The organism is Polaromonas sp. P1_A2, from assembly GCF_056406895.1.
Genome location: NZ_JBFTZI010000005.1, coordinates 253128 through 274849 on the forward strand (window position 1 = coordinate 253128; position 21722 = coordinate 274849).

The following is a 21722-nucleotide window of genomic DNA, read 5'->3' on the forward strand; positions in this document are numbered from 1 at the left end:
AATAAAATAAGATAACTAAGAATTTTATGCCTTGTCCCGGCGTACATATTTCCCAGGAGACACGATGAATTTGCTGCTCTGCCATATGCCCCATTGCTCGCCGCCGTCGGCTTTTTGGCTTCGCCGCCTGCTGCTGGCTCATGCCGCCGTAGTGGCCGCGCTGGCCCTGATGGCACCTGCCGCCCAGGCCCAGCCGGCAGTGACTTATCCCAACAAACCCATCAAGCTGGTCGTGCCCTTTCCGGCCGGCGGCGGTGGCGACACACTGGCGCGCCTGGTGATGCTGCGCGCGGCCAAGGAACTGGGCCAGCCCATCGTGGTGGAAAACCTGGGCGGTGCCGGCGGCAACGTGGGCAGCGCGGCCGCGGCCAAGGCGCCGGCCGACGGCTACACCTTGCTCTACGGCACCAACGGCACGCATGCCATCAACCATGCGATCTACAAGTCGCCGGGTTTCAGCGTGCGCGACTTCGAACCGGTGAGCCAGCTCACGCGCATCGCGGCCATGGTGGTGGTGCGGCCCACGCTGCAGGTCAACTCCATGGCCGAGCTCACCAAACTGCTCAAGGCCAATCCGGGCAAATACACCTTCGGCTCGGCCGGCAACGGCACGACTTCGCACCTGGCCGGCGAGATCTACAAGTCGCGCGCGGGCCTGGCGGTGGTGCACATTCCCTACCGCGGCGGCGCGCAGGCCATGACCGACCTGATGGGCGGGCAGGTCGACATGATGATCGAGGTGATGCCCAATGCCGCGCCCCAGGCCAAGGGCGGGCGCGTCAAGCCGCTGGCGGTGACCACGGCCACGCGCGTCGCGGGCTGGCCCGAGCTGCCCACCATCGCGGAGTCGGGCCTGCCAGGCTTCGACGTCAGCGCATGGGACGCGATTTTTGTGCCGGCCGGAACGCCGCGCCCCATCGTCAACCGGCTGAATGACGCGATCCACAAGGCACTGGCCGATCCCGAGTTGCGCGCGCAATTGCAGTCGCGCGGCGCCGAGGTCGCGCCCGGCACGCCGGAAGAATTGGCCAAACACATCGCGAGCAATATGACGCTGTGGGGCGATGCGGTGAGGCGGTCGGGCGCCGCGGTGGACTAGGGGGAGGGCGCAGCCCGCCATGAAAAAAGCGACCAGGTGGCCGCTTTTTTGTGGAACCGGCGAAGTTCAGGGCTTGGGTTTTTTGGCCTGGCTGAGCACCCATTTGCCGGCGAAGGCCTGCAGGTCATTCAGGCGCTTGAGCAGGTCGGCGCCCAGCGTGGTGACGATGTAGCCTTCATTGCCGTGGCCGATCAGGCCGGCCGCGCGCAATTCCTTGATGCGGGTGTTCAAGGTGTTGGGCGTGATGTTGCCGACGCTGTCCTGCAGCAGGCGAAAGGTCTGGGGATGGCCGTCTTTGAGCGCCCACAACACGCGCAATGCGTAGCGTGCTTCCAGCAATTCAAGTAGCTGGCCTACCGCTGCATTTTCTTTGGCGCTCATCAGCTCATCTCCTCGGTCACAATCCGGTCACAGGTAGTCGTTAAGCAAAAAGCTTCTATCGTCGGGACCAAATATAACGCAATTTCCTGACTGCTACGAGTTTTATAGCTGCACATGCCCGCCACGTCTGGACGACGGCCCCGCAGCTACATCATGGGAAGAATTGCTTGCGAATGCAAGGCCTCCGCGGCGCCGGATCGTGACGATGCCATGACGGCTTCTATCACTTGTTGCACACCCAGTGCGGAGCGTCCGCTGACGGCGGGCGTCGTGCCGGTTTTCACCGCGCGTATGAAATCCTGCAGCACGGTTTTGTGCGCGGCGTGGTCGAAGGCCATGGGGTCCGCGCCGCCGCCCGAAGCCTGGCGACCGCCGGCGCTCACGCTCCTGCCGTCCTGGAAAGCGGCCCGCATTTCGCCACCTTCGAGCGTCGCCGTGCCGCGCGTGAAGTTGAGTTCGATGCGCTCGGGAAAGCCCGGGTAGGCCGCCGTCGTGGCTTGCAGCACCGCCACCGCGCCGCTTTGGTAATGCAGCAGCGCGGCGGCCGTGTCCTCGCCTTCCATGCGGTGCACGGCACTGGTGCTCGCTGTGCCGGTCACGCGTGCCGGCATGCCGATCAAATCCAGCAGCAGATCCAGCGTGTGTATGGCCTGCGTGATCAGCACGCCGCCGCCGTCACGCGCCAGCGTGCCGCGCCCGGGTTCGTCGTAGTAACTTTGCGGCCGCCACCAGCGCACAGTTGCGCTGGCGCTCACGAGCTGTCCCAGCTCGCCCGAAGCCATCAAGGCGCGCAGCGCTACCGCCGCTTCGCGCAGGCGGTGCTGCAGCATCACGGCCAGCGTGACGCCGGCCTGCTCGCAGCACTCGACCAGTGCGTTGGCGCGGTTCAGGTCTATCTCCAGCGGCTTTTCGACCAGCACATGTTTGCCCGCGCGCGCGGCGCGCCGCACGATCTCAAGATGCGTGTTGGGCGGCGTCAGCACCAGCACGGCTTCAAGGTCGGAATCTTCGAGGATGTCTTCCAGCCGCGTGGTCTTGCGCGTGCCGGTGGGCACTTGCACACCCACCAGCCGTTCGGCGCTGCGGCCATAAACATAAACCAGCTCGGCTTCGCCGGCCAGGTCCCGCAGGCTGTGGAAATGCGGCGCGGACCCGAGGCCCGCGCCTATGGCGGCGATGCGCAGCCGCCGGGGAGAAGGTGAGGACATGGTTTTTGGGGCCAGGGCCCGGCGCCTCAATCGGCGGTGATGCGGCGGGTCTCTATCAAGGTCTTCCAGCGCGCCCATTCGCGCAGCTGGAAGGCGGTGAATTCTTCGGGCGTGCTGGCGACGACTTCCAGTCCCTGGTCCAGCATGCGTTTTTTGAGTTCAGGGTCCTGCATGGCGGCAACCACCGCGTCGCTAAGTGCCTTCTTGGTAGCGGCAGGCAAGCCTTTGGGCGCGGCCATGCCTTGCCACGAATACACCTCGGCACCCTTCACGCCGGCCTCGGCCAGGGTCGGCACGTCGGGCAGCACGGGCGAGCGTTTGTCGCCGGTGACGGCGATGGCGCGCAGCTTGCCCGCGCGTATGTGCGGCAGCACGGCATTGACGTTCTGGAACGAGAAGTCGACCTGGTTGCCCAGCAGGTTGTTGACCGCCGGGGCGCCGCCCTTGTAGGGCACGTGCACGCCTTCGGTTTTGGACTGCTGCCAGAAGAGCTCGGCCGACAGGTGGTCGGACGAACCGTTGCCCGAACTCGCGAACGAGACCTTGCCCGGCGTTTTGCGCAGCAGCGCCAGCACATCGTCCAGGCTGCGTTCGGGCCGCGCGGCATTGGCGACCAGCACATTGGGCGCCTGCACCGGCACGCTGATGTAGTCGAAGTCCTTGGTGGCGTCATAGGGCACGCCCTTGAGCAGGTGCGGCGCGACGACAAAAGCGCCCAGCGAGGACACCAGCAGCGTGTAGCCGTCGGCGGGCGCGCGCTTGACCTGGCCGGCGCCTATGGTGCCGGTAGCGCCCGGCCGGTTGTCGACGACGAAGCTACCGCCCAGCCTGGCCTGCAGCTGCAGCGCGAGTGCACGCGCCACCATGTCGGTGGAGCCGCCCGCGGGAAAGGGCACGACGATGACCACGGGCTTGGCCGAAGGCCATGCGCCTTGGGCCCAGGCGGGCAGGGCGGCGCCGGCCAGCATGGACTGGATAAGGGAACGGCGTTTCATGGGGCTTCCTTCCCGCCTACTTGATGGCCTGGATGCGCTCGTACAGGCTCTTGGGCCAAGGTGCGTCGGCGGCGGTCAGCGAAGGCAGCACGGCGGCCGCGAAAGGCGCGCGGTCCACCTTGTTGACGGTCTTGCCCTTTTTCTCGAACTCGGCAACCAAGCGGTTTTCCGCGTCGACGATGTCCTGGCTGGCGCGGCTGGACGCTTCCCACAGCACTTGGTCGAATATCTTCTTGTCGGCGTCGCTGAGCTTGGACCAGACCGAGCCCGAGACGGCGGTCACCAGCGATTCGGTGATGTGGCCCGTCAGCGTGATGTACTTCTGCACTTCATAAAACTTCTTGGCCTCGATGGTCGGCAACGGGTTTTCCTGCGCATCGACGGTGCCGTTCTGCAGTGCCAGGTAGACCTCGGCAAAGGCGATGGGCGTGGGGTTGGCGCCGACCGCCTTGGGGAACATCACGAACAGCGGCGCATCGGGCACACGCAGCTTGAGGCCCTTCATGTCCTCGGGCTTGAAGATGACCTTGTTAGAGGTCATGTGGCGCAGGCCGTAATAGGTGTAGCCCGCGATGTGCTGGCCGCCGGTCTTGCTTGCATAACCCTGGGCCAGTTCCTGGAAGATGGGGCCGTTGCGGAAAGCCTGGAAGTGGTTGTAGTCGCGGAACACAAAAGGCGCGGCGGCAATCGACAGCGGCGGGTAGGCGCGGCCGGCAAAGGCGGCGCCGGTGTAGATGATGTCCACCGTGCCCAGTGTCAGGCCCTGGTTGATCTCGGTTTCCTTGCCCAGCGATGAGGCCGGGAAGACCTCGACCACATAGCGGCCATTGGTTTTCTTCTTGATTTCATCGGCGGCCCAGACGGCCTGCTTGTGAAAGGACTCGGACGTCTCGTAGACGTGTGCCCATTTGAGTTTGGTCTGTGCCGCCGCGCTGCCCGCGCCCAGCGTGCCGGCCAGGGCCAGCAAGGTCGCGCCCGCAAGGCTGCAGAGGGTTCTGCGTTTCATGTCTTGTCTCCTGATATTGCTATGGTTGTGGGTGGGTATCGCTGGTGGAAAAGGCGCCGGGGTATACCGCCCCCGGTGCCCGACTGGGCTACGTCCACGCCCAATGGCAAAAACAAAAAAAGACCTGCAGGAGCCTCTAACTTCCCGCAAGCCCGCTGTGTTTAGCGCACCATGCAGGGCATCTTGTTGTTGAAGGCCCAGCCCGGGATCAGGTATTGCATGGCCACGGCATCGTCGCGCGCGCCCAGGCCGTGCTTGAGGTAGAGCTGGTGGGCTTTTTCGACCTCGGCCATGTCCAGCTCCACGCCCAGGCCGGGCTGCTTGGGCACGGCGACCTCGCCATTGACGATTTGCAGCGGCGCCTTGGTCAGGCGCTGGCCGTCCTGCCAGATCCAGTGCGTGTCGATCGCAGTGACCTTGCCCGGCGCGGCTGCGGCCACGTGGGTGAACATGGCCAGCGAAATGTCGAAGTGGTTGTTGGAGTGCGAGCCCCAGGTCAGCCCCCAGGTCTGGCAGACCTGCGCCACGCGCACCGAACCCTGCATGGTCCAGAAGTGCGGGTCGGCCAGGGGGATGTCCACCGACTGCAGGTGGATGGTGTGCGAGAGCTCACGCCAGTCGGTGGCGATCATGTTGGTGGCGGTAGGAAGGCCGGTGGCGCGGCGGAATTCCGCCATCACTTCACGGCCCGAGAATACGCCTTCGGCGCCGCAGGGGTCTTCGGCGTAAGCCAGTTCCTTGTGGCGGTCCTTGCAGATGCGGATGGCGTCCTTGAGCAGCCAGCCGCCGTTCGGGTCCAGCGTGATGCGCGCCTCGGGAAAACGCTCGGACAGCGCGACGATGGCTTCCATTTCTTCCTCGCCGCGCAGCACGCCGCCCTTGAGCTTGAAGTCCTTGAAACCGTAGCGTTGGTAGGCGGCTTCGGCCAGCGCGACGATGCCCTTGGCGTCCATGGCGGCCTCATGGCGCAAGCGCAGCCAGTCGTCCTGGGCGTCGGGCGCCGACGCGTAGGCCAGGTCGGTCTTCTTGCGGTCGGCGACATAAAACAGGTAGCCCAGCATGGCCACCGAGTCGCGTTGCTGGCCTTCGCCCAGCAGGGCCGCGACCGGCACACCCAGGAACTGGCCCAGCAGGTCGAGCAGGGCGCTTTCCACGGCGGTCACGGCGTGGATGGCCACGCGCAGGTCAAAGGTCTGGTTGCCGCGGCCGCCGCTGTCGCGGTCGGCGAAGGCGGTGCGCAGCGTGTTGAGGATGCGGTTCCAGTCGCCTATGGACTGGCCTTCGATGAGGGGGGCGGCATCGTTGAGGGTCTTGCGTATCTTCTCGCCGCCCGGAACCTCGCCCACGCCGGTGCGGCCGGAGCTGTCGGTCAGGATCAGGATGTTGCGGGTGAAGAAGGGGCCGTGCGCACCGCTCAGGTTCAGCAGCATGCTGTCCTGGCCGGCCACGGGAATCACCTGGACGCGGGTGATGCGGGGCGTTTGTGAAGCGGCGGGTGGGGAAACGGGAGAGGCTTGGGTGGCTTGGGAAGCGGGCATACCGGGCGTGTTGTAGTGGGTTGATAAAGCTGATTTATCAGTTATCGTACAACTCGCTGATTATTTATGCAACCAGGTTTGTACCCAGGGTCTGGGCGGCCGGTGTGTCCGCGGGCTCCCCGGGCGGCTGCATGGTGTGCGCGTTATTGCCCCGGCGCAGCCGCTCGCGGCTGTTGGACAGGTGGGTGCGCATGGCGGCGCGCGCCGCCTCGGCGTCCTGGTTGCGGATGGCGTTGTAAATGCTTTCGTGCTCGCTGTTGACGCGCTGCAGGTAGTTGAAGCGGCCCTCGGGCGCGCTGTGCGCCGTGTTCACGCGGGTGCGCGGGATGATCATGGTGCCCAGGTAGGTCATCAGGTCGGCGAAGTGCCGGTTGCCGGTCGAGCGGGCCACTTCCATGTGGAACTGGAAGTCGGGCGGCACCGCGTCGGAGTCCAGGCTGATGGAGTCGTGGAAGGCGCGCAGGGCGGCCTCCATGGCCTTGAGATTTTCCGGCGTCCGCCTCTGGGCGGCCAGGCCCGCGGCCTCGGTTTCCAGGCTGATGCGCAGCTCCAGCACCGAGATCACGTCGGCCACGGTGGCGAAGTCCTCGGCGGTGATCTTGAAGTTGCCGGCGTTCTGCGGCTGCAGCACAAAAGTGCCGATGCCGTGGCGGGTTTCCACCAGGCCCGAGGCCTGCAGCTTGGACAGCGACTCGCGCACCACGGTGCGGCTGACGTCGAAGCGGGCCATGATTTCGGCTTCGGTGGGGAGTTTCTCGCCGGGCTGCAGGCGGCCCTCGCGGATGCTGCTGGCCAGGCTTTCAACGATCTCGCCCACCAGCCCGCGGGGCCGGCGCACGCGCGGCAGCTCCTCGTGAAAGGCAGGCGTAAGGCCTGCTTCCGGGCGACTAGGGGTTTTCCTTGAGTCCATTAAAAAACCATTGACAAGCTAGGGGGCGAAACCGAGAATTCCGAGTCATCAGACAACCTATGACTGATGCATTTGTAGCTTGACTTTAACAAACTCCGAAAAAAAGTCCAGTGTTTGTCGGCGTTTATCGCGGCACCGGACCCGGACGTAAAAAATGACCATCAAAGTTCATGAAAAGCTGTTGCTGACCGGCGCGGCCGGCGGTTTGGGCAAGGCCCTGCGCGAGCGCCTGAAGGCCAACTGCTCGGTGCTGCGCCTGTCGGACGTCCAGCCCTTCGGCGCCGCCGCGGCCGGCGAAGAGGTCGTCCTGGCCGACCTGGCGGACTCCGCCGCGGTGCACACCATGGTCCAGGGCGTGGACGCCATCGTCCACCTGGGCGGCGTCTCGGTGGAGGGGCCTTTCGGCCCCATCCTGCAGGCCAACATCCTGGGTGCCTATAACTTATATGAGGCGGCGCGCAAGCACGGCGTCAAGCGCATTGTTTTTGCCAGCTCCAACCACGTCACCGGCTTTTACCGGCAGGACCAGACCATCAATGCCGACCACCCGCCGCGCCCCGACGGCCTGTACGGCCTGAGCAAGGCCTTCGGCGAAGACCTCTCGCGCCTGTATTTCGACCGCTACGGCATTGAAACCGCCTGCGTGCGCATAGGATCCTCCTTTGCCGAGCCCAAGGACCGCCGCATGCTGGCCACCTGGCTGAGCTTTGACGACCTGCACCGCCTGATCACCGCCTGCCTCACCACGCCGGTGCTGGGCCACAGCATTGTGTTCGGCATGTCCGACAACGCCGTGACCTGGTGGGACAACAGCCGCGCCCGCCACATCGGCTATGTGCCCAAGGACAGCTCCGACATCTTTCGCGAGGCCATCTACGCCCGCACACCCGCGCCCGACCTGAAGGACCCGGTGGCCCAGTACCAGGGCGGCGGCTTTGTCGTGGCCGGCCCTTTCGGCGACTAAGCGGCAGGCACGGCATGAACGAATTGCAGGCCGAACTGGTTCTGGATGCGCGCAACGGCGTGGGCGAAAGCCCGGTCTGGGACGCTGCCGAGCAGGCGCTGTATTGGGTCGATATCCCGGCGCGCCGTTTGTGCCGCTGGAACGTGGCGAACGCCGCGCTGACCGAGTGGCTGGCCCCTGAAATGCCCGCCTGCATCGCCCGCCTGGGTAATACGCGGGACTGGATCGCCGGCGCCGAGAGCGGTGTCTTTCGCCTGAGCCCCGGGGCAGGCGGCCAGCTGGGTTTTCAGCGGCTTGCCGGCGTGAGCCATGCGCAGGCCGGCATGCGTTTTAACGACGGCCGCTGCGACCGGCAGGGGCGCTTCCTGGCCGGCACCATGCAGATGAACATGGCGGCCGGCGCGCGCGTCGGCAGCATCTACAGCTACCAGGGCGACAGCCTCAAGGTGCTGCTGGAGGGTTTCATCACGCCCAACGGCATGGCCTTCAGCCCCGACGGCCGCACCATGTACCTGTCCGACTCGCATCCTTCGGTGCAGTCGGTCTGGGCCTTCGACTACGACACCACAACCGGCACGCCGTCGAACCGCCGCCTTTTCATCGACATGAACCCGCTGCCCGGGCGGCCCGACGGCGCGGCCGTCGACGCCGACGGCTGCTACTGGATCTGCGGCAATGACGCCGGCCTCATTCACCGCTTCACGCCCGCCGGCAAGCTGGATCGCTCCCTGGCCGTTCCTGTGAAGAAGCCCGCCATGTGCGCCTTCGGCGGCGCCGGGCTGGATACCCTGTTCGTGACGTCGATACGCCCCGAAGGTGTCGATTTATCTGACCAGCCGCTGGCCGGTGGTGTGTTCGCGTTGCGCCCCGGCGTGCGTGGGCTGCCCGAGCCGGCGTGCCTGTATTAAAAGCACCAAAAAAGTTTCCGTTCCCGTTTCCACCACCAACCTAGAGGATGAGACATGAAGATTAAAAAAACACTGTTCGCCGTCGCTGCCGCCCTGGCGGTAATGCCGCTGGCCGGTTTTGCCACGGAATTCCGTTCGTCGGATATTCACCCCGACGGCTACCCCACGGTTGAGGCCGTCAAGTTCATGGGTGAGCGCCTGAAGGTGCTGACCAACGGCAAGCACAGCATCAAGGTGTTCAACAACAGCGCGCTCGGCAGCGAGAAAGACACGATCGAGCAGACCAAGATCGGCGCCCTGGCGATGACGCGCGTGAACATCGCGCCTATGAACAACATCTGCCCCGAAACGCAGGTCCCGACCATGCCTTTCCTGTTCCGCTCCAAGGATCACATGCGTCACGTGCTTGACGGCCCGATCGGCGAGCAGATCCTGGCTTCGTGCGCGCCCCAGGGCTTTATCGGCCTGGCGTACTACGACAGCGGCGCGCGCAACCTGTACACGGTCAAAAAGCCGGTTCGCTCGCTTGCCGATGCGAAAGGCCTGAAAGTGCGCGTCCAGCAGTCGGACCTCTGGGTCTCGCTGCTCGAAGCCATGGGCGCCAACGCGACGCCCATGCCCTTCGGCGAGGTCTACACCGCGCTGAAGACCGGCCTGGTCGACGCCGCCGAAAACAACTACCCATCGTATGAAAGCTCGCGCCACTTTGAAGTGGCCAAGTTCTACTCGATCACCGAGCATTCGATGGCGCCCGAGATGCTGCTGTTCTCCAAGCGCACCTGGGACGGCCTGAGCGCTGACGACCAGAAGGCGATTCGCCAGGCGGCCAAGGAGTCGGTGCCTTACATGCGCAAGCTGTGGGATGAGCGCGAGGAAAAATCGCTGGCTACCGTCAAAGCTGGCGGCGCAGAAATTATCCAGGTTGACAAGGTGTCTTTCCAGAACGCCATGAAGCCCGTTTATGACAAGTTCATCACCGACGCGGCGCTCAAGAGCCTCGTCAAACGCATCCAGGACACCAAGTAAGTCCTGATCCCGCGCCGGCCTGTTTGCGGCCGGCGCGTTTTACGGCATTCCTGCCGCTTGGAAAAACTTCTCTGGGGCGGCCTTCACCTCCGCACTTTATTTATGTACACAAAAATTTGTCGTGGGCTCGCCCGGACTTGCATGTGGCTGGGCATTTTCGGCCTTGTGGCGGTGATTTGCGCCGTCAGCTGGCAGGTCTTCGGCCGTTATGTCCTGAATAACACCCCCACCTGGGCGGAGAGCCTGGCCTTGCTGCTGGTGCTGTATGTCACGATGTTCGGCACGGCCGTGGGCGTTCGCGACGCCGGCCACATCGGGCTGGAATCCTTTCTGGTTCTCGCGCCGGAAAGCATTCGCCTGAAGATGGAATACCTGATCCACGCGCTGGTGTTGCTGTTCGGCGCTGCCATGGCCTACAACTGCGCCTCACTGGCCCAGTCCGTGTGGAGCTATCGTTTGCCCACCCTGTGGATTTCCGAGGGATGGCGCTATGTTCCCGCAACCATTGCGGGCGTTCTCATTGTGATGTTCTCCATCGAACACATCATCGCGCTCGCCAAGGGCCAAGAAGTCGAACCCGCCTGGGGCTAAAAAAATCATGACTATCCCATTGTTGATACTTTGTATTTCCTTCACGCTCTTTCTTTTGCTGGGCGTGCCGGTGGCGTTTTCCATCGGCCTGTCGGCGCTCGCCACACTGCTCTATGAAGGTTTGCCGCTGGCGGTCGGTTTCCAGCAGATGACCTCGGGCATGGGGATTTTTTCCTTTCTCGCGATCCCGTTTTTCATCTTCGCCGGTGAGCTGATGTTGTACGGCGGTATCGCCGACCGCATCGTGAACCTGGCCCGCAACCTGGTCGGCCATGTGCGCGGCGGCCTGGGCATGTCCAACGTGGTGGCCTGCACCTTGTTCGGCGGCGTTTCCGGCTCTCCCGTGGCGGATGTGTCGGCCATGGGCGCCGTGATGATCCCGATGATGAAGAAAGAGGGCTACCACGCCGACTACGCCGTCAACGTGACGACGCATGCCGCACTGGTGGGCGCCCTGATGCCGACCAGCCACAACCTGATCATTTATTCGCTGGCTGCCGGCGGCAAGGTTTCCATTGCCGCGCTGATCCTGGCGGCGCTGCTGCCTGCCGCCATCCTGACCGTCTGCAACCTGGCGGCTGCCTACCTGGTCGCCGTGAAACGCGGCTATCCGGCCGGCAGCTTCCCGGGGTGGGCGATCGTGGCGCGTTCGCTCGCCGCGGCGCTGCCGGGCCTGATGATTGTGGTGCTGATTCTCGGCGGCATTCTGTCGGGCATCTTCACTGCCACCGAATCGGCCGCCGTGGCGGTTCTGTATGCGCTGGCGCTGACCATCTTCGTCTACCGCACGCTCAAGTGGGAGCACTTCATCAAGGCTGCCTCCAAGGCCGTCAAGACGACCGGCGTCATCCTGCTGCTGATCGGCATTTCCAGCACCTTCGGCTACCTCATCAGCCTGTACGGTGTCGCGGAACTGACGGGGCAAATGCTGTCGCAGGTCACCACCACGCCGTGGGTGATCTTCCTGCTGATCAACATCATCCTGTTCGTGCTGGGCACCTTCCTGGACATGGCGGCCACCATCCTGCTGTGCACCCCTATCTTCCTGCCGATTGCCCAGCATTACGGCATGAGCTCGGTGCAGTTCGGCATCGTGCTGCTGATCAACTGCGCGCTGGGCCTGAACACGCCGCCCGTGGGCACCACCCAGTTCGTGGGCTGCGCCATAGGCGGGGTGTCCGTGGGCACGGTGATGCGCACCATCTGGCCTTTCTACGGCGCGCTGATTTTCGCGCTGGCACTGGTCACGTTCATTCCGGCTTTCTCCATGTGGCTGCCCAGCCTCTACATGACGGTCGGTCAATAAGGAAATCGCACGCCATGGCCGCACCCCTTCACATCCGCATGCATCCTCGCGACAACGTCGCGATCGTCGCCAACGACGGAGGACTGCCCGAGGGCAGCGTTTTTGAGGGCGGCTTGCGGCTGGTGGAGCGTGTGCCCCAGGGCCACAAGGTGGCGCTGGTGGACCTGCCCAAGGGCACGGCGGTGCTGCGCTATAACGTGCCTATTGGCTACGCGCTGAAAGACATCCCGGCAGGCAGCTGGGTGCATGAGCGGCTGCTGGAGATGCCCGACGCGCGCACGCTGGACAACCTGCCCAAGGCCACGGTGCGGCCCGAGCCGCTGCCGGCGCTGGAAGGCTATACCTTCGAAGGCTTTCGCAACCCGGACGGCTCGGTCGGCAGCCGCAACATCCTGGCCGTCACCACCACGGTGCAATGCGTGGCCGGCGTGGTGGACTTCGCCGTCCAGCGCATCAAGGCCGAGCTGCTGCCGCGTTTTCCCAATGTCGACGACGTGGTGGGGCTGGAGCACACCTACGGCTGCGGCGTGGCGATTGACGCGCCCGACGCCATCATCCCCATTCGCACCCTGCGCAACATCAGCCTGAACCCCAACTTCGGCGGCGAGGTCATGGTGGTGAGCCTGGGCTGCGAGAAGCTGCAACCCGAGCGCCTGCTGCCGCCTGGCAGCATACAGATCATCGACGAACGCAATGTGGCCGACGTGGGCACCAGCGCCGAAGCCGTGCTGGACGTGGTCTGCCTGCAGTCCGAGAACCACGTCGGTTTCATGTCCATGATCGACTCCATCATGCAGACCGCCTTGCTGCACCTGGAGCGGCTCAATGCGCGCAAGCGCGAGACGGTCCCTGCCAGCGAGCTGGTGGTGGGCGTGCAGTGCGGCGGCAGCGACGCGTTTTCCGGCGTGACGGCGAACCCGGCGGTGGGCTTTGCCACCGACCTGCTGGTGCGCGCCGGCGCGACGGTGATGTTCTCCGAAACCACCGAAGTGCGCGACGGTATAGACCAGCTGACCTCGCGGGCCAGTACGCCGGAGGTGGCCGAGGCCATGATCCGCGAAATGGCCTGGTACGACGCCTACCTCAAAAAAGGGCAGGTGGACCGCAGCGCCAACACCACGCCGGGCAACAAAAAAGGCGGCCTTTCCAACATTGTGGAAAAGGCCATGGGCTCCATCGTGAAATCGGGCAGCGCGCCCATCAGCGGCGTGCTCTCGCCCGGCGAGAAGGTCAAACAGAAAGGCCTGATCTACGCCGCGACGCCCGCCAGCGACTTTATTTGCGGCACGCTGCAGCTGGCCGCGGGCATCAACATCCATGTGTTCACCACCGGCCGCGGCACGCCTTACGGCCTGGCCGAAGTGCCGGTCATCAAGGTGGCCACGCGCAGCGACCTGGCGCGGCGCTGGCACGACCTGATGGACATCAACGCCGGGCGCATCGCCGACGGCGACGCCACGATTGAAGAGGTCGGCTGGGAGCTGTTCCGCTTCATGCTGGACGTGGCCAGTGGACGCAAAAAAACCTGGGCCGAGCACTGGAAGCTGCACAACGCGCTGGTGCTGTTCAACCCGGCGCCCGTCACCTGAGCCTGAACCGCATCCACAACACAAACAGAAGGAGACAGAGCATGACCATCGTTCCATCCGGCCTGCGCGCGCTGCGCCTGGCCTTGCAATTGACGGCGGCGGCCGGTTTTACGCTAGCTGCCGGCGCGGCTTCGGCCGCTACCTGGGTCTATGTGTCGAATGCCGACAGCCAGGAGATTTCGGTGCTCGAGCTGGACCGCGCCCAGGGCACGCTCAGGCCGGTGGAGACCGTGAACGTGGGCGGCACCGTGATGCCCATGGCCGTGAGCCCGGACAAGCGTTTTCTCTATGCGGCGCTGCGCTCGCAGCCTTTTCGCGCCGTGAGCTTCGCCATCGACGGCGCCAGCGGCAAGTTGCGCAAGCTGGGCGAGGCGCCCCTGGCCGACAGCATGGCCAACATCGACACCGACCTGACGGGCCGCTGGCTCTTCGCGGCGTCCTATCCCGGCCACAAGATCACCGTCAATGGCATCGACAAGGAAGGCAAGGTCGGCGCCATCCAGCAACTGATTCCCGGGATCGCGAATGCGCACGCCATTCATGCGGACTCGGCCAACCGCTTTGTGCTGGCCACGAGCCTGGGCAACGACAACGTCTCGAGCTGGCGCTTTGATGCCGCCACCGGCGTGCTCTCGCCCAACGACCCCGCGCTGACTGCCAGCGCGGCGAAATCCGGCCCGCGCCATTTTGTCTGGGACAAGGCGCAGCGTTTTGCCTACCTGCTCAATGAGCTGGACGCGCAACTTCAGGTCTTCGCCTGGGACGGCGCGCGCGGCACGCTCAAGCTGCTGCAGACCCGGACCACGCTGCCGGCCGGCTTTACCGAAAAACCCTGGGCCGCCGACCTGCACCTCACGCCAGACGGCCGCTACCTGTATGCATCGGAGCGGACCTCCAGCACGCTGTCGGCCTTTCGCGTCGACGCCGCCACCGGCCTGCTGGAGCCTCTAGGACAGACGCCCACTGAAAAGACCCCGCGCGGTTTCGCCATCGATGCGCAGGGACGCTACCTGATCGCGGCGGGCCAGGATTCGCACAGTGTGTCCGTGTACGCCATTGATGCCGCCACCGGCGCGCTGGGCGCGCCCAAGCGCCTGCCCGTCGGCAAGAACCCGAACTGGATTGAAATTGTCGAGATGCCCTGAGCGCGCGAAGCGCCGGGCAATTTTTTCTGACACATATTAAGGACTCATCATGATGCAACGCCGTACCCTGCTCAATACCGCGCTGGCCGCCATGGCCGGCGGTTTTTCAACGCTTCCCGCATTCGCGCAGGGCAACTGGCCGACCGGCAAGCCCATCACTTACCTGGTGCCATTTGCCGCGGGCGGCACCACCGACGTGCTGGGCCGGCTGATCGGGCAGAAGCTGGGCACCGCGCTTGGCACCACCATCATCGTCGACAACAAGCCCGGGGCCGGCGGCAGCGTCGGTTCGGAAGTCGGCTCGCGCGCCGCGCCGGACGGCTACACCCTGGTGGGCGGCACGGTCAGCTCGCATGCGATCAACGTGAGCCTGTATCCCAAGATCGGCTACGACCCGATCAAGTCCTTTGTGCCCGTCACGCTCATAGGCACCAACCCGCTGGTGCTGGTGGTCAACCAGGCCAGCCCCTACAAAACCCTGAAGGACGTGATTGAGGCCAGCAAGGGCAAAAGCGGCGGCCTGTCGTCGGCCTCGGCCGGCACCGGCACTTCGCAGCACCTTTCGCTGGAGCTGCTGGCCTTCCGTTCCGGCGTGAAGTTCACGCACGTGCCTTACAAGGGCAGCGGCCCGGCCATCCAGGACGTGATAGGCGGGCAGGTCGACATGATGTTCGACACCAGCGTCGTGGCGGCGCCGCATGTGCAAAGCGGCAAGCTGCGTGCGATTGCGGTGACGTCCGCCAGCCGGTTGCCATCCATGCCGGACGTGCCGACGGTGGCCGAATCCGGCCTGCCGGGCCTGGCCAATTTCGAGGTGCTGTCCTGGCAGGCGATTTTTGCGCCGGCGGGAACGCCCGCTCTCATGGTTGATCGCCTGCACAAGGAAATCGGCCGCATCCTGGCGGAACCCGAGATGCAGGGAAAACTCAAGGGCTTCGGCATGGAGCCGGCCAACATGACGACGGCCCAGATCGCCGCGTTCCAGCGCGCGGAAGTGGCCAAGTGGGCGCAGGTCATCAAGGCCGCGAACATCAAGGCCGAATAAAGCCCGGCTGACCGCAAACCGAAGCAACAGACATCGTAGAAGCAAACCACCATGACACAAGCAACTCCCTACCAATCCTTTCCCAACAGCTTCAAGCGAGACCTGCTGGCCGGCAAAAAACTGATAGGCTGCTGGTCCTCGCTGGCCAACGCCATCACCACCGAGGTGCTGGGCGTGGCCGGCTTCGACTGGATTTTGCTGGACGGAGAACATTCGCCCAACGACGTGGGCACCTTCATTCCCCAGCTGATGGCGCTCAAGGACAGCCCGAGCGCGCCCTTTGTGCGCCCCACCAGCAACAACGAGGTCGAGATCAAGCGCCTGCTCGATGCCGGCTTCTACAACTTCCTGGTGCCCTTTGTCGAAAGCGCCGACGAAGCGCGGCGCGCGGTGGCTGCCACGCGCTACCCGCCGCAGGGCGTGCGCGGCGTGTCGGTCTCGCAGCGCAGCAACCGCTACGGGACCGTGCCTGACTATTTCAAAGGCATCAACGACCAGATCTGCGTGGCGGTTCAGATTGAAAGCAGCGCCGGTGTCGCGGCCGCGCGCGCGATTGCCGAAACAGAGGGTGTGGACTGCATTTTTGTCGGCCCCTCGGACCTGGCCGCCGGCCTGGGCCACCTGGGCAACGCGGGCCATGCCGATGTGCAGAAAGCCATCGTCGGCGTGTTCGCCGATGCCAAAGCCTGCGGCAAGCCCACAGGCATCCTCGCGCCGGTGGAAGCCGATGCGCGGCGCTACATGGAGATGGGTGCCACCTTTGTGGCCGTGGGCAGCGACCTGGGCGTGTTCCGCTCCGCCACGCAAGCCCTGCACGACCGTTACCGCGCCTGATGGGCGAAGTATTTTTCTGACTGAATTTTTGACTGGAGTATTTGAATGAGCAAGCTTGGATTTATCGGCCTGGGCATCATGGGCAGCCCCATGGCGGCGCACTTGATCGCGGCAGGGCATGAAGTTTTCATGAACACGCTGGGCAAGGTGCCCGCGGAACTGTTGACCGGCAAGGGCAAGGCCTGCGATTCCATCACCGACGTCGTCAAGCAGGCGGACATCATCTTCCTGATGTTGCCCGACACGCCCGACGTGGCCAAGGTGCTGTTCGGCGAAGGCGGCGTGGCCGGCGCGCTGACCAAGGGCAAGACGGTGGTGGACATGAGTTCCATCTCGCCCATGGACACCAAGGAGTTCGCTAAAAAGATCAACGCCCTGGGCTGCGACTACCTGGACGCCCCGGTGTCGGGCGGTGAAGTCGGCGCCAAGGCGGCCAGCCTCACCATCATGGTGGGCGGCCCGCAGGCGGCCTTCGATCTCGTCAAGCCGCTGTTTGAGCTGATGGGCAAGAACATCACGCTGGTGGGCGGCAACGGCGACGGCCAGACCTGCAAGGTGGCCAACCAGATCATCGTGGCGCTGAACATCGCGGCCGTGGGCGAAGCCCTGCTGTTCGCCAGCAAGGCCGGCGCCGACCCGGCCAAGGTGCGCCAGGCGCTGATGGGCGGCTTTGCCTCCTCGCGCATCCTGGAAGTGCATGGCGAGCGCATGATCAAGCGCACTTTCGCGCCGGGTTTTCGCATCGGCCTGCACCAGAAGGACCTGAACCTCGCGCTCAGCGGCGCGCGCACCCTGGGTCTGGCCTTGCCGCAAACGGCGGGCGCCGCCCAGCTGATGCAGGCCTGCGCCGCCAACGGCATGCAGGACCTGGACCATTCCGCCCTGGTGCGGGCGCTGGAATTGCTGGGCAATCACGAAGTCGCGAAATCGGCATAAAGCAAACAGGCGCGTTCGAGGAGCCCGAAAGAGGCTCCCGGCGCGGCGGAGGGCTAACCCCGTTTTTGAGAACATTCAGGAGACAGACATGACGATCAATCGACGAGAACTTATCGCGGCTTCATTGGCTATGGGCGTGGGTGCCGCAAGCGGCGCCGCAAATGCCCAGGCCGGATGGCCGTCCAAACCGATACGCCTGGTGGTGCCTTATCCGCCGGGCGGCTCTTCGGACATCATCGCGCGCGCCATATCGCAGCCGCTCGCCGAGGCGCTCAAGCAGTCGGTCATCGTGGACAACAAGGCCGGCGCCAACGGCAACCTGGGCGCAGACATCGTGGCCAAGTCCGCGCCCGACGGCTACACGCTGCTGCTGTGCGACACCGGCGCGCTGGCCATCAGCCCCTCGGTCTATCCCAAGCTGGGGTTCGACCCGTCCAAGGACTTGCGCGGCGTCACCATGCTCGCTTATTCGCCGCACTTGCTGGTGGTCCATCCCTCGGTGCCCGCGAGCAACCTCAAGGAACTCGTGGCCTTGTCGCACAAGACCGAGCTGAACTTCGCGGTGACAGCCATGGGCAGCGCGCCGCACCTGGCCGGCGTGGCGGTCGAGCGGGCCAGCAAGGCCAAGTGGCAGTACATCCCCTACAAGGGCGGCTCCCAGGCCGTCAGCGACACCATCGCGGGGCAAACGCAGATTCTGATGAACGGCATGCTGGCCACCTTGCCGCATGTGCAAAGCGGCAAGCTCAAGGTTCTGGGCGTTTCCAAGAGCACGCGCATGCCGCTGATCGGCAATGTGCCGACGCTTGCGGAGCAAGGCCTGGCCAACTTCGAATCCGGCACCTGGCAAGGCCTGCTGGTGGCCAACGGCACGCCGCCGGCCATCATCAACCGCCTGAACACCGAACTCATCAAGATCATCCGCAGCCCCGACATACGCGCCAAGCTCGCGGGGCAGGGCGCGGAAGTCGTGACCATGACGCCGGCGCAGCAGGACGGCTTCTTCAACCAGGAGCGCAGCCGCTGGGCCAAGGTCGTGACGGAAGGCAACATCAAGCTCGATTGAAAACGGCTTGCGTGAATTAGTGGTGATATCGCTCTATATCTTCTGATGAGGGCGAGTCATCCGTGCGAACATCCCCTCAGGGATTGACCACCAAAAAACACGAGACTGCCCGCCAGAGGTAGCCGTAGAGCCTTACATCCAGGAGACAAAAAATGCGTAGATCTTTCAAGGGGCTTTTATGCCTCTCTTTCGCGCTGTGCGCGAGCGCCGCGATGGCCCAGGCCAAGCTGAGGGCCTGGAACATCCACCCCGAGGGCTACCCGGTTTCCGAAGCCATGAAGAGTTTCGTGGAGCAGGTCGCCAAAAGCACCGGTGGACGCTACAACATTGAGCTTTTTAACGGCGGCACGCTCGGCGACCAGCCCAAGGCGGTGCAGATGCTCAAGAGCGGCGAGATCGACGTGGCCGAGTTCAGCTCGGGTCCCTTGTCGGACGCGGTGCCGGGCATCAAGGTGCTGAACCTGCCTTTCCTGTTCACCGATTCGGCCCATATGTTCCGCCACCTGGACGGCAAGCTGGGCGAGCGGTTTTCCGCCAACCTGAAAGCCGCCGGCTTTGTGGTGCTGGGCTGGTACGACGGCGGCGGCCGTTCGTTTTACTGCGTCAAGCCCGTCAACAACCTGCGCGACCTGGCCGGCATGAACATCCGCGTGCAGCAGTCCGAGGTCTACATCGAGATGGTCAAGCTCATGGAAGCCAAGCCGGTGGCCTTGCCCTTCAAGGACGTGCTAGGCGCGCTGGAGCAGGGCAAGGTCGATTGCGCCGAGAACAACCTGCCTTCCTATGAGTCCACGGGGCATTACAAGGTGGCCAAAAACGTCTATGTGACCAACCACGTGATCTCGCCCGAGGCGCTGGTGGTGTCCACCAAACTCTGGGACAAGCTCAGCAAGGAAGACAAGGCCGCCTTCGCCGAGGCCGGCGCCAAATCCGCGATCCTGATGCGCGAGCTGTGGAACAAGCGCGTCGCCGCTGCCCTGGAGGCCACGACCAAGCAGGGCTCGCAGTTCGTCAAGGTCAAGGACGTATCGCCCATGGTCAGGCGCATGGGGCCGTTGTACGGCAAGTACATGGCCGACCCGACCACGCGCGAAGAACTGCTGACGATTATTGCCAAGTGAGCGGCCCGGACCCTAGCCTTTTGCTCGATCCCGCGCGTTTCGCGCGCGAGATCGACGGCAAGCCCGTCAGGCTGTTCACCCTGCGCAACCAGCGCGGCATGGCGGTCTGCGTGACCAACTACGGCGCCAAGATAGAGCAGCTGCTGGTGCCGGACCGCGATGGCCAGTGGGACGACGTGGTGCTGGGTTACGACAGCATTGAAGGTGTGGTGGGCGGCGCGCCCTCCGTGGGCGCTTTTGTCGGGCGCTATGCGGGGCGCATAGAAAACGCGCGCTTCATGCTGAGCGGCATAGAGCACCAGCTGGCGGCCAACAACGGCCCGCACTGCCTGCATGGCGGGCTGCGGGGTTCGCGCTTCCAGGTTTTCGATGCGGTGCAACATGATGCCTCCAGCGTGGAAATGCGTTATGTGTTTGCCGACGGCGAGGAGGGCTTTCCCGGGGCGCTGGCCTTGTGCCTGCTGTACCGCGTGACCGAGGCCAACGAGCTGGCGCTCGATTACGAGGCCGTGGCGCTGGATGTGCCCACCGTGGCCAACTTCACCACCCATGCTTTTTTTAACCTCGAGGGCGTGAACAGCACGCGCAGCGCCAGCGCGCTGGGGCATGAAGTCACGATTTGCGCGAGCCGCTATTTCGAGATGACGCCCGAACTGATCGCCACGGGCAAGTTGCTGCCGGTGGAAGGCACGCCGTTTGACCTGCGCCAGCCCGCGGCGCTCGATACACGCGTGGGCAAATCGCCAGCCGAGGGCGGGGTCGCCGGCTACGACGACTGCTTTGCGATAGACCGCGATGCGGCCACGGCTGGTGAACTGGCGCTCTGCGCGCGGGTGAGCGCGCCTGCCAGCGGCCGCGTGATGGAAGTCTGGTCGAGCGAGCCCACCATGCAGTTCTACACCGGCATGCTGGCCGGCGAACCCCTGGCCGGCGGCCCGGGCAAGGGCGGCAGGCGCTACGTGCAGCAGCAAAGCCTGTGCTTTGAACCGCAGGGCTACCCGAATGCGCCCAACATACCTGCTTTCCCTTCTGCGGTCTACCAGCCGGGCCAGCCCCGCCAGAGCCACACCTTGTACCGCTTCAGCACTTCATAACCGCAGACGGCTTGCGCGTGTCAGAATGCTCCGGCAACAAGCAGGGAGCCGAACATGAACATGCGGTGGTTGAAGCTGGGGTGGATGCTGGGGGTCTTGTGGGTGGCGCAGCTCGCCGCCTGGCCTGCTTGGGCGCAGCAGCCCGAACGTGTGCCGCCGCAGATCGTCAAGCTGCCATTGCTTGTCGACGGCAAGCAGCTTGAGGTCGTCACCCATCTCTACAAACCCGAAGGCGAAGGCCCGTTTCCGCTGGTGATTTTTTCCCATGGGCGCGCGCCGTCGCGCGTCGACAGGGCCAAGCTCGAATACCCGGTGCTGGTGGGGCACGCGAATTACTGGCTGCGCAAAGGGGTGGCCGTGATTGCCCCGGTGCGGCCCGGCTACGGTGACACGGGCGGCTTTGACCGGGAAGACTCAGGTGCGCGCTGGAGCGGCAGCGTCTGCAGCGGAAGCCCCGATTTCACGGGTGTCGCCAGTCGGGCCGGGCAGACTGTGGTCGCGCTGCATCATTGGGCGCTGCAGCAACCCTGGGTGCGCAAGGACAGGCTGCTGCTGGAAGGGCAGTCGGTGGGTGGCATGACCACGGTGTCGGTGGCCGCGCTCAACCTGCCGGGCGTTGTCGGCGCTGTCAATTTCGCGGGTGGCTCGGGCGGCAATCCCGAAACGTCACCCACCAAAAGCTGCAGCCCGGACAATATGCGCAAGACCTACGGCGAGCTCGGCAAGCTGGTCAAGGTTCCCAATCTGTGGCTCTATGCAGAAAACGACCAGTTCTGGGGCGCCGAGGCGCCGCGCCAGTGGCACGAGGCCTTCAAGGCAGGTGGCAGTGACACGCAGTTCGTCCAGACCGGGGCGCTTGCGGGGCACGACGGGCATTCATTGCTGACCTATGGCGGCAAGATGTGGTCGGTTCCGCTGGATGCATTTGTGCGCAAGATAGGGCTGACAGCGCCCTGAGAT

At 64.6% G+C, this 21722-nt stretch carries 21 protein-coding genes; 15 read left to right on the forward strand and 6 right to left on the reverse strand.

Translation table 11 applies throughout. The features are described from left to right. Positions 1-64: 64 nt before the first annotated feature. Positions 65-1099, forward strand: a complete 1035-nt coding sequence (locus AC1D09_RS19770; RefSeq protein WP_477663989.1) for a Bug family tripartite tricarboxylate transporter substrate binding protein — start codon at positions 65-67, stop codon at positions 1097-1099. 66 nt (positions 1100-1165) lie between these two features. On the opposite strand, the gene AC1D09_RS19775 is transcribed toward AC1D09_RS19770, so the two are convergent. The 6 genes from AC1D09_RS19775 to AC1D09_RS19800 form a co-directional block, all read right to left on the reverse strand. Continuing rightward, the gene (locus AC1D09_RS19775; RefSeq protein ID WP_477663988.1) at positions 1166-1480 is read right to left on the reverse strand and encodes a winged helix-turn-helix transcriptional regulator; all 315 of its coding nucleotides are present in this window, start codon (positions 1478-1480) and stop codon (positions 1166-1168) included. Positions 1481-1626: 146 nt separating this feature from the next. After that, a complete protein-coding gene (locus tag AC1D09_RS19780) occupies positions 1627-2688 on the reverse strand; it encodes a Gfo/Idh/MocA family protein (protein ID WP_477663987.1) in 1062 nt (353 codons plus the stop codon). A gap of 26 nt (positions 2689-2714) precedes the next feature. Then, complete coding sequence (locus tag AC1D09_RS19785) at positions 2715-3683, reverse strand: Bug family tripartite tricarboxylate transporter substrate binding protein (RefSeq protein ID WP_477663986.1); 969 nt, start codon at positions 3681-3683, stop codon at positions 2715-2717. Between the two features lie 16 nt (positions 3684-3699). After that, positions 3700-4689: a sialic acid TRAP transporter substrate-binding protein SiaP gene (locus AC1D09_RS19790; protein WP_007868596.1), complete on the reverse strand. Its 990-nt coding sequence runs from the start codon at positions 4687-4689 to the stop codon at positions 3700-3702. Between the two features lie 161 nt (positions 4690-4850). Continuing rightward, positions 4851-6227 carry a glucarate dehydratase gene (gene gudD / locus AC1D09_RS19795; protein ID WP_477663985.1) on the reverse strand — a complete coding sequence of 459 codons (1377 nt, stop codon included), beginning with the start codon at positions 6225-6227 and terminating at the stop codon, positions 4851-4853. Positions 6228-6291: 64 nt separating this feature from the next. Then, entirely contained in the window at positions 6292-7137 is an 846-nt protein-coding gene (locus AC1D09_RS19800; protein WP_477663984.1) for a FadR/GntR family transcriptional regulator, read from the reverse strand. 154 nt (positions 7138-7291) lie between these two features. On the opposite strand from AC1D09_RS19800, the gene AC1D09_RS19805 reads away from it, so the two are divergent. The 14 genes from AC1D09_RS19805 (at position 7292) to AC1D09_RS19870 (ending at position 21719) form a co-directional block, all read left to right on the forward strand. Next, positions 7292-8101: an NAD-dependent epimerase/dehydratase family protein gene (locus AC1D09_RS19805; protein WP_477663983.1), complete on the forward strand. Its 810-nt coding sequence runs from the start codon at positions 7292-7294 to the stop codon at positions 8099-8101. 14 nt (positions 8102-8115) lie between these two features. Further along, on the forward strand, positions 8116-9009 hold the full coding sequence (locus tag AC1D09_RS19810) for an SMP-30/gluconolactonase/LRE family protein (RefSeq protein WP_477663982.1): 894 nt from the start codon (positions 8116-8118) through the stop codon (positions 9007-9009). A 54-nt stretch (positions 9010-9063) separates the two neighbouring features. Continuing rightward, on the forward strand, positions 9064-10035 hold the full coding sequence (locus AC1D09_RS19815; RefSeq protein ID WP_477663981.1) for a TRAP transporter substrate-binding protein: 972 nt from the start codon (positions 9064-9066) through the stop codon (positions 10033-10035). A gap of 102 nt (positions 10036-10137) precedes the next feature. Next, positions 10138-10626: a TRAP transporter small permease gene (locus AC1D09_RS19820; RefSeq protein WP_477664013.1), complete on the forward strand. Its 489-nt coding sequence runs from the start codon at positions 10138-10140 to the stop codon at positions 10624-10626. Positions 10627-10633: 7 nt separating this feature from the next. Then, positions 10634-11932 carry a TRAP transporter large permease gene (locus AC1D09_RS19825; protein WP_477663980.1) on the forward strand — a complete coding sequence of 433 codons (1299 nt, stop codon included), beginning with the start codon at positions 10634-10636 and terminating at the stop codon, positions 11930-11932. Positions 11933-11946: 14 nt separating this feature from the next. Continuing rightward, positions 11947-13521 carry a galactarate dehydratase gene (garD, locus tag AC1D09_RS19830; protein ID WP_477663979.1) on the forward strand — a complete coding sequence of 525 codons (1575 nt, stop codon included), beginning with the start codon at positions 11947-11949 and terminating at the stop codon, positions 13519-13521. A gap of 41 nt (positions 13522-13562) precedes the next feature. After that, positions 13563-14666, forward strand: coding sequence for a lactonase family protein (locus tag AC1D09_RS19835; RefSeq protein ID WP_477663978.1), 1104 nt, complete (start codon positions 13563-13565; stop codon positions 14664-14666). Positions 14667-14718: 52 nt separating this feature from the next. Next, the gene (locus AC1D09_RS19840; RefSeq protein WP_477664012.1) at positions 14719-15711 is read left to right on the forward strand and encodes a Bug family tripartite tricarboxylate transporter substrate binding protein; all 993 of its coding nucleotides are present in this window, start codon (positions 14719-14721) and stop codon (positions 15709-15711) included. Between the two features lie 51 nt (positions 15712-15762). Next, a complete protein-coding gene (garL, locus tag AC1D09_RS19845) occupies positions 15763-16545 on the forward strand; it encodes a 2-dehydro-3-deoxyglucarate aldolase (RefSeq protein WP_477663977.1) in 783 nt (260 codons plus the stop codon). Positions 16546-16590: 45 nt separating this feature from the next. Beyond that, complete coding sequence (gene glxR / locus AC1D09_RS19850) at positions 16591-17481, forward strand: 2-hydroxy-3-oxopropionate reductase (protein ID WP_477663976.1); 891 nt, start codon at positions 16591-16593, stop codon at positions 17479-17481. Between the two features lie 88 nt (positions 17482-17569). After that, on the forward strand, positions 17570-18547 hold the full coding sequence (locus tag AC1D09_RS19855) for a Bug family tripartite tricarboxylate transporter substrate binding protein (protein WP_477663975.1): 978 nt from the start codon (positions 17570-17572) through the stop codon (positions 18545-18547). 152 nt (positions 18548-18699) lie between these two features. Further along, a complete protein-coding gene (locus AC1D09_RS19860) occupies positions 18700-19668 on the forward strand; it encodes a TRAP transporter substrate-binding protein (RefSeq protein ID WP_477663974.1) in 969 nt (322 codons plus the stop codon). Positions 19669-19688: 20 nt separating this feature from the next. Then, complete coding sequence (locus AC1D09_RS19865) at positions 19689-20762, forward strand: aldose epimerase family protein (RefSeq protein WP_477663973.1); 1074 nt, start codon at positions 19689-19691, stop codon at positions 20760-20762. A 54-nt stretch (positions 20763-20816) separates the two neighbouring features. Continuing rightward, positions 20817-21719: a dienelactone hydrolase family protein gene (locus tag AC1D09_RS19870; protein WP_477663972.1), complete on the forward strand. Its 903-nt coding sequence runs from the start codon at positions 20817-20819 to the stop codon at positions 21717-21719. The last annotated feature ends 3 nt before the right edge of the window (positions 21720-21722 follow it).

What these genes read in the sequence shown, in the direction of transcription:
- AC1D09_RS19805 (WP_477663983.1), top strand. Translation starts at nt 7,292, where the DNA reads ATGACCATCAAAGTTCATGAAAAGCTGTTGCTGACCGGCGCGGCCGGC.
- AC1D09_RS19790 (WP_007868596.1), bottom strand. Translation starts at nt 4,689, where the DNA reads ATGAAACGCAGAACCCTCTGCAGCCTTGCGGGCGCGACCTTGCTGGCC.
- garL (WP_477663977.1), top strand. Translation starts at nt 15,763, where the DNA reads ATGACACAAGCAACTCCCTACCAATCCTTTCCCAACAGCTTCAAGCGA.
- AC1D09_RS19855 (WP_477663975.1), top strand. Translation starts at nt 17,570, where the DNA reads ATGACGATCAATCGACGAGAACTTATCGCGGCTTCATTGGCTATGGGC.
- AC1D09_RS19775 (WP_477663988.1), bottom strand. Translation starts at nt 1,480, where the DNA reads ATGAGCGCCAAAGAAAATGCAGCGGTAGGCCAGCTACTTGAATTGCTG.
- AC1D09_RS19780 (WP_477663987.1), bottom strand. Translation starts at nt 2,688, where the DNA reads ATGTCCTCACCTTCTCCCCGGCGGCTGCGCATCGCCGCCATAGGCGCG.
- AC1D09_RS19770 (WP_477663989.1), top strand. Translation starts at nt 65, where the DNA reads ATGAATTTGCTGCTCTGCCATATGCCCCATTGCTCGCCGCCGTCGGCT.
- AC1D09_RS19785 (WP_477663986.1), bottom strand. Translation starts at nt 3,683, where the DNA reads ATGAAACGCCGTTCCCTTATCCAGTCCATGCTGGCCGGCGCCGCCCTG.
- AC1D09_RS19815 (WP_477663981.1), top strand. Translation starts at nt 9,064, where the DNA reads ATGAAGATTAAAAAAACACTGTTCGCCGTCGCTGCCGCCCTGGCGGTA.
- AC1D09_RS19820 (WP_477664013.1), top strand. Translation starts at nt 10,138, where the DNA reads ATGTACACAAAAATTTGTCGTGGGCTCGCCCGGACTTGCATGTGGCTG.
- AC1D09_RS19825 (WP_477663980.1), top strand. Translation starts at nt 10,634, where the DNA reads ATGACTATCCCATTGTTGATACTTTGTATTTCCTTCACGCTCTTTCTT.
- garD (WP_477663979.1), top strand. Translation starts at nt 11,947, where the DNA reads ATGGCCGCACCCCTTCACATCCGCATGCATCCTCGCGACAACGTCGCG.
- glxR (WP_477663976.1), top strand. Translation starts at nt 16,591, where the DNA reads ATGAGCAAGCTTGGATTTATCGGCCTGGGCATCATGGGCAGCCCCATG.
- AC1D09_RS19870 (WP_477663972.1), top strand. Translation starts at nt 20,817, where the DNA reads ATGAACATGCGGTGGTTGAAGCTGGGGTGGATGCTGGGGGTCTTGTGG.
- AC1D09_RS19835 (WP_477663978.1), top strand. Translation starts at nt 13,563, where the DNA reads ATGACCATCGTTCCATCCGGCCTGCGCGCGCTGCGCCTGGCCTTGCAA.
- AC1D09_RS19800 (WP_477663984.1), bottom strand. Translation starts at nt 7,137, where the DNA reads ATGGACTCAAGGAAAACCCCTAGTCGCCCGGAAGCAGGCCTTACGCCT.
- AC1D09_RS19840 (WP_477664012.1), top strand. Translation starts at nt 14,719, where the DNA reads ATGCAACGCCGTACCCTGCTCAATACCGCGCTGGCCGCCATGGCCGGC.
- AC1D09_RS19810 (WP_477663982.1), top strand. Translation starts at nt 8,116, where the DNA reads ATGAACGAATTGCAGGCCGAACTGGTTCTGGATGCGCGCAACGGCGTG.
- AC1D09_RS19860 (WP_477663974.1), top strand. Translation starts at nt 18,700, where the DNA reads ATGCGTAGATCTTTCAAGGGGCTTTTATGCCTCTCTTTCGCGCTGTGC.
- gudD (WP_477663985.1), bottom strand. Translation starts at nt 6,227, where the DNA reads ATGCCCGCTTCCCAAGCCACCCAAGCCTCTCCCGTTTCCCCACCCGCC.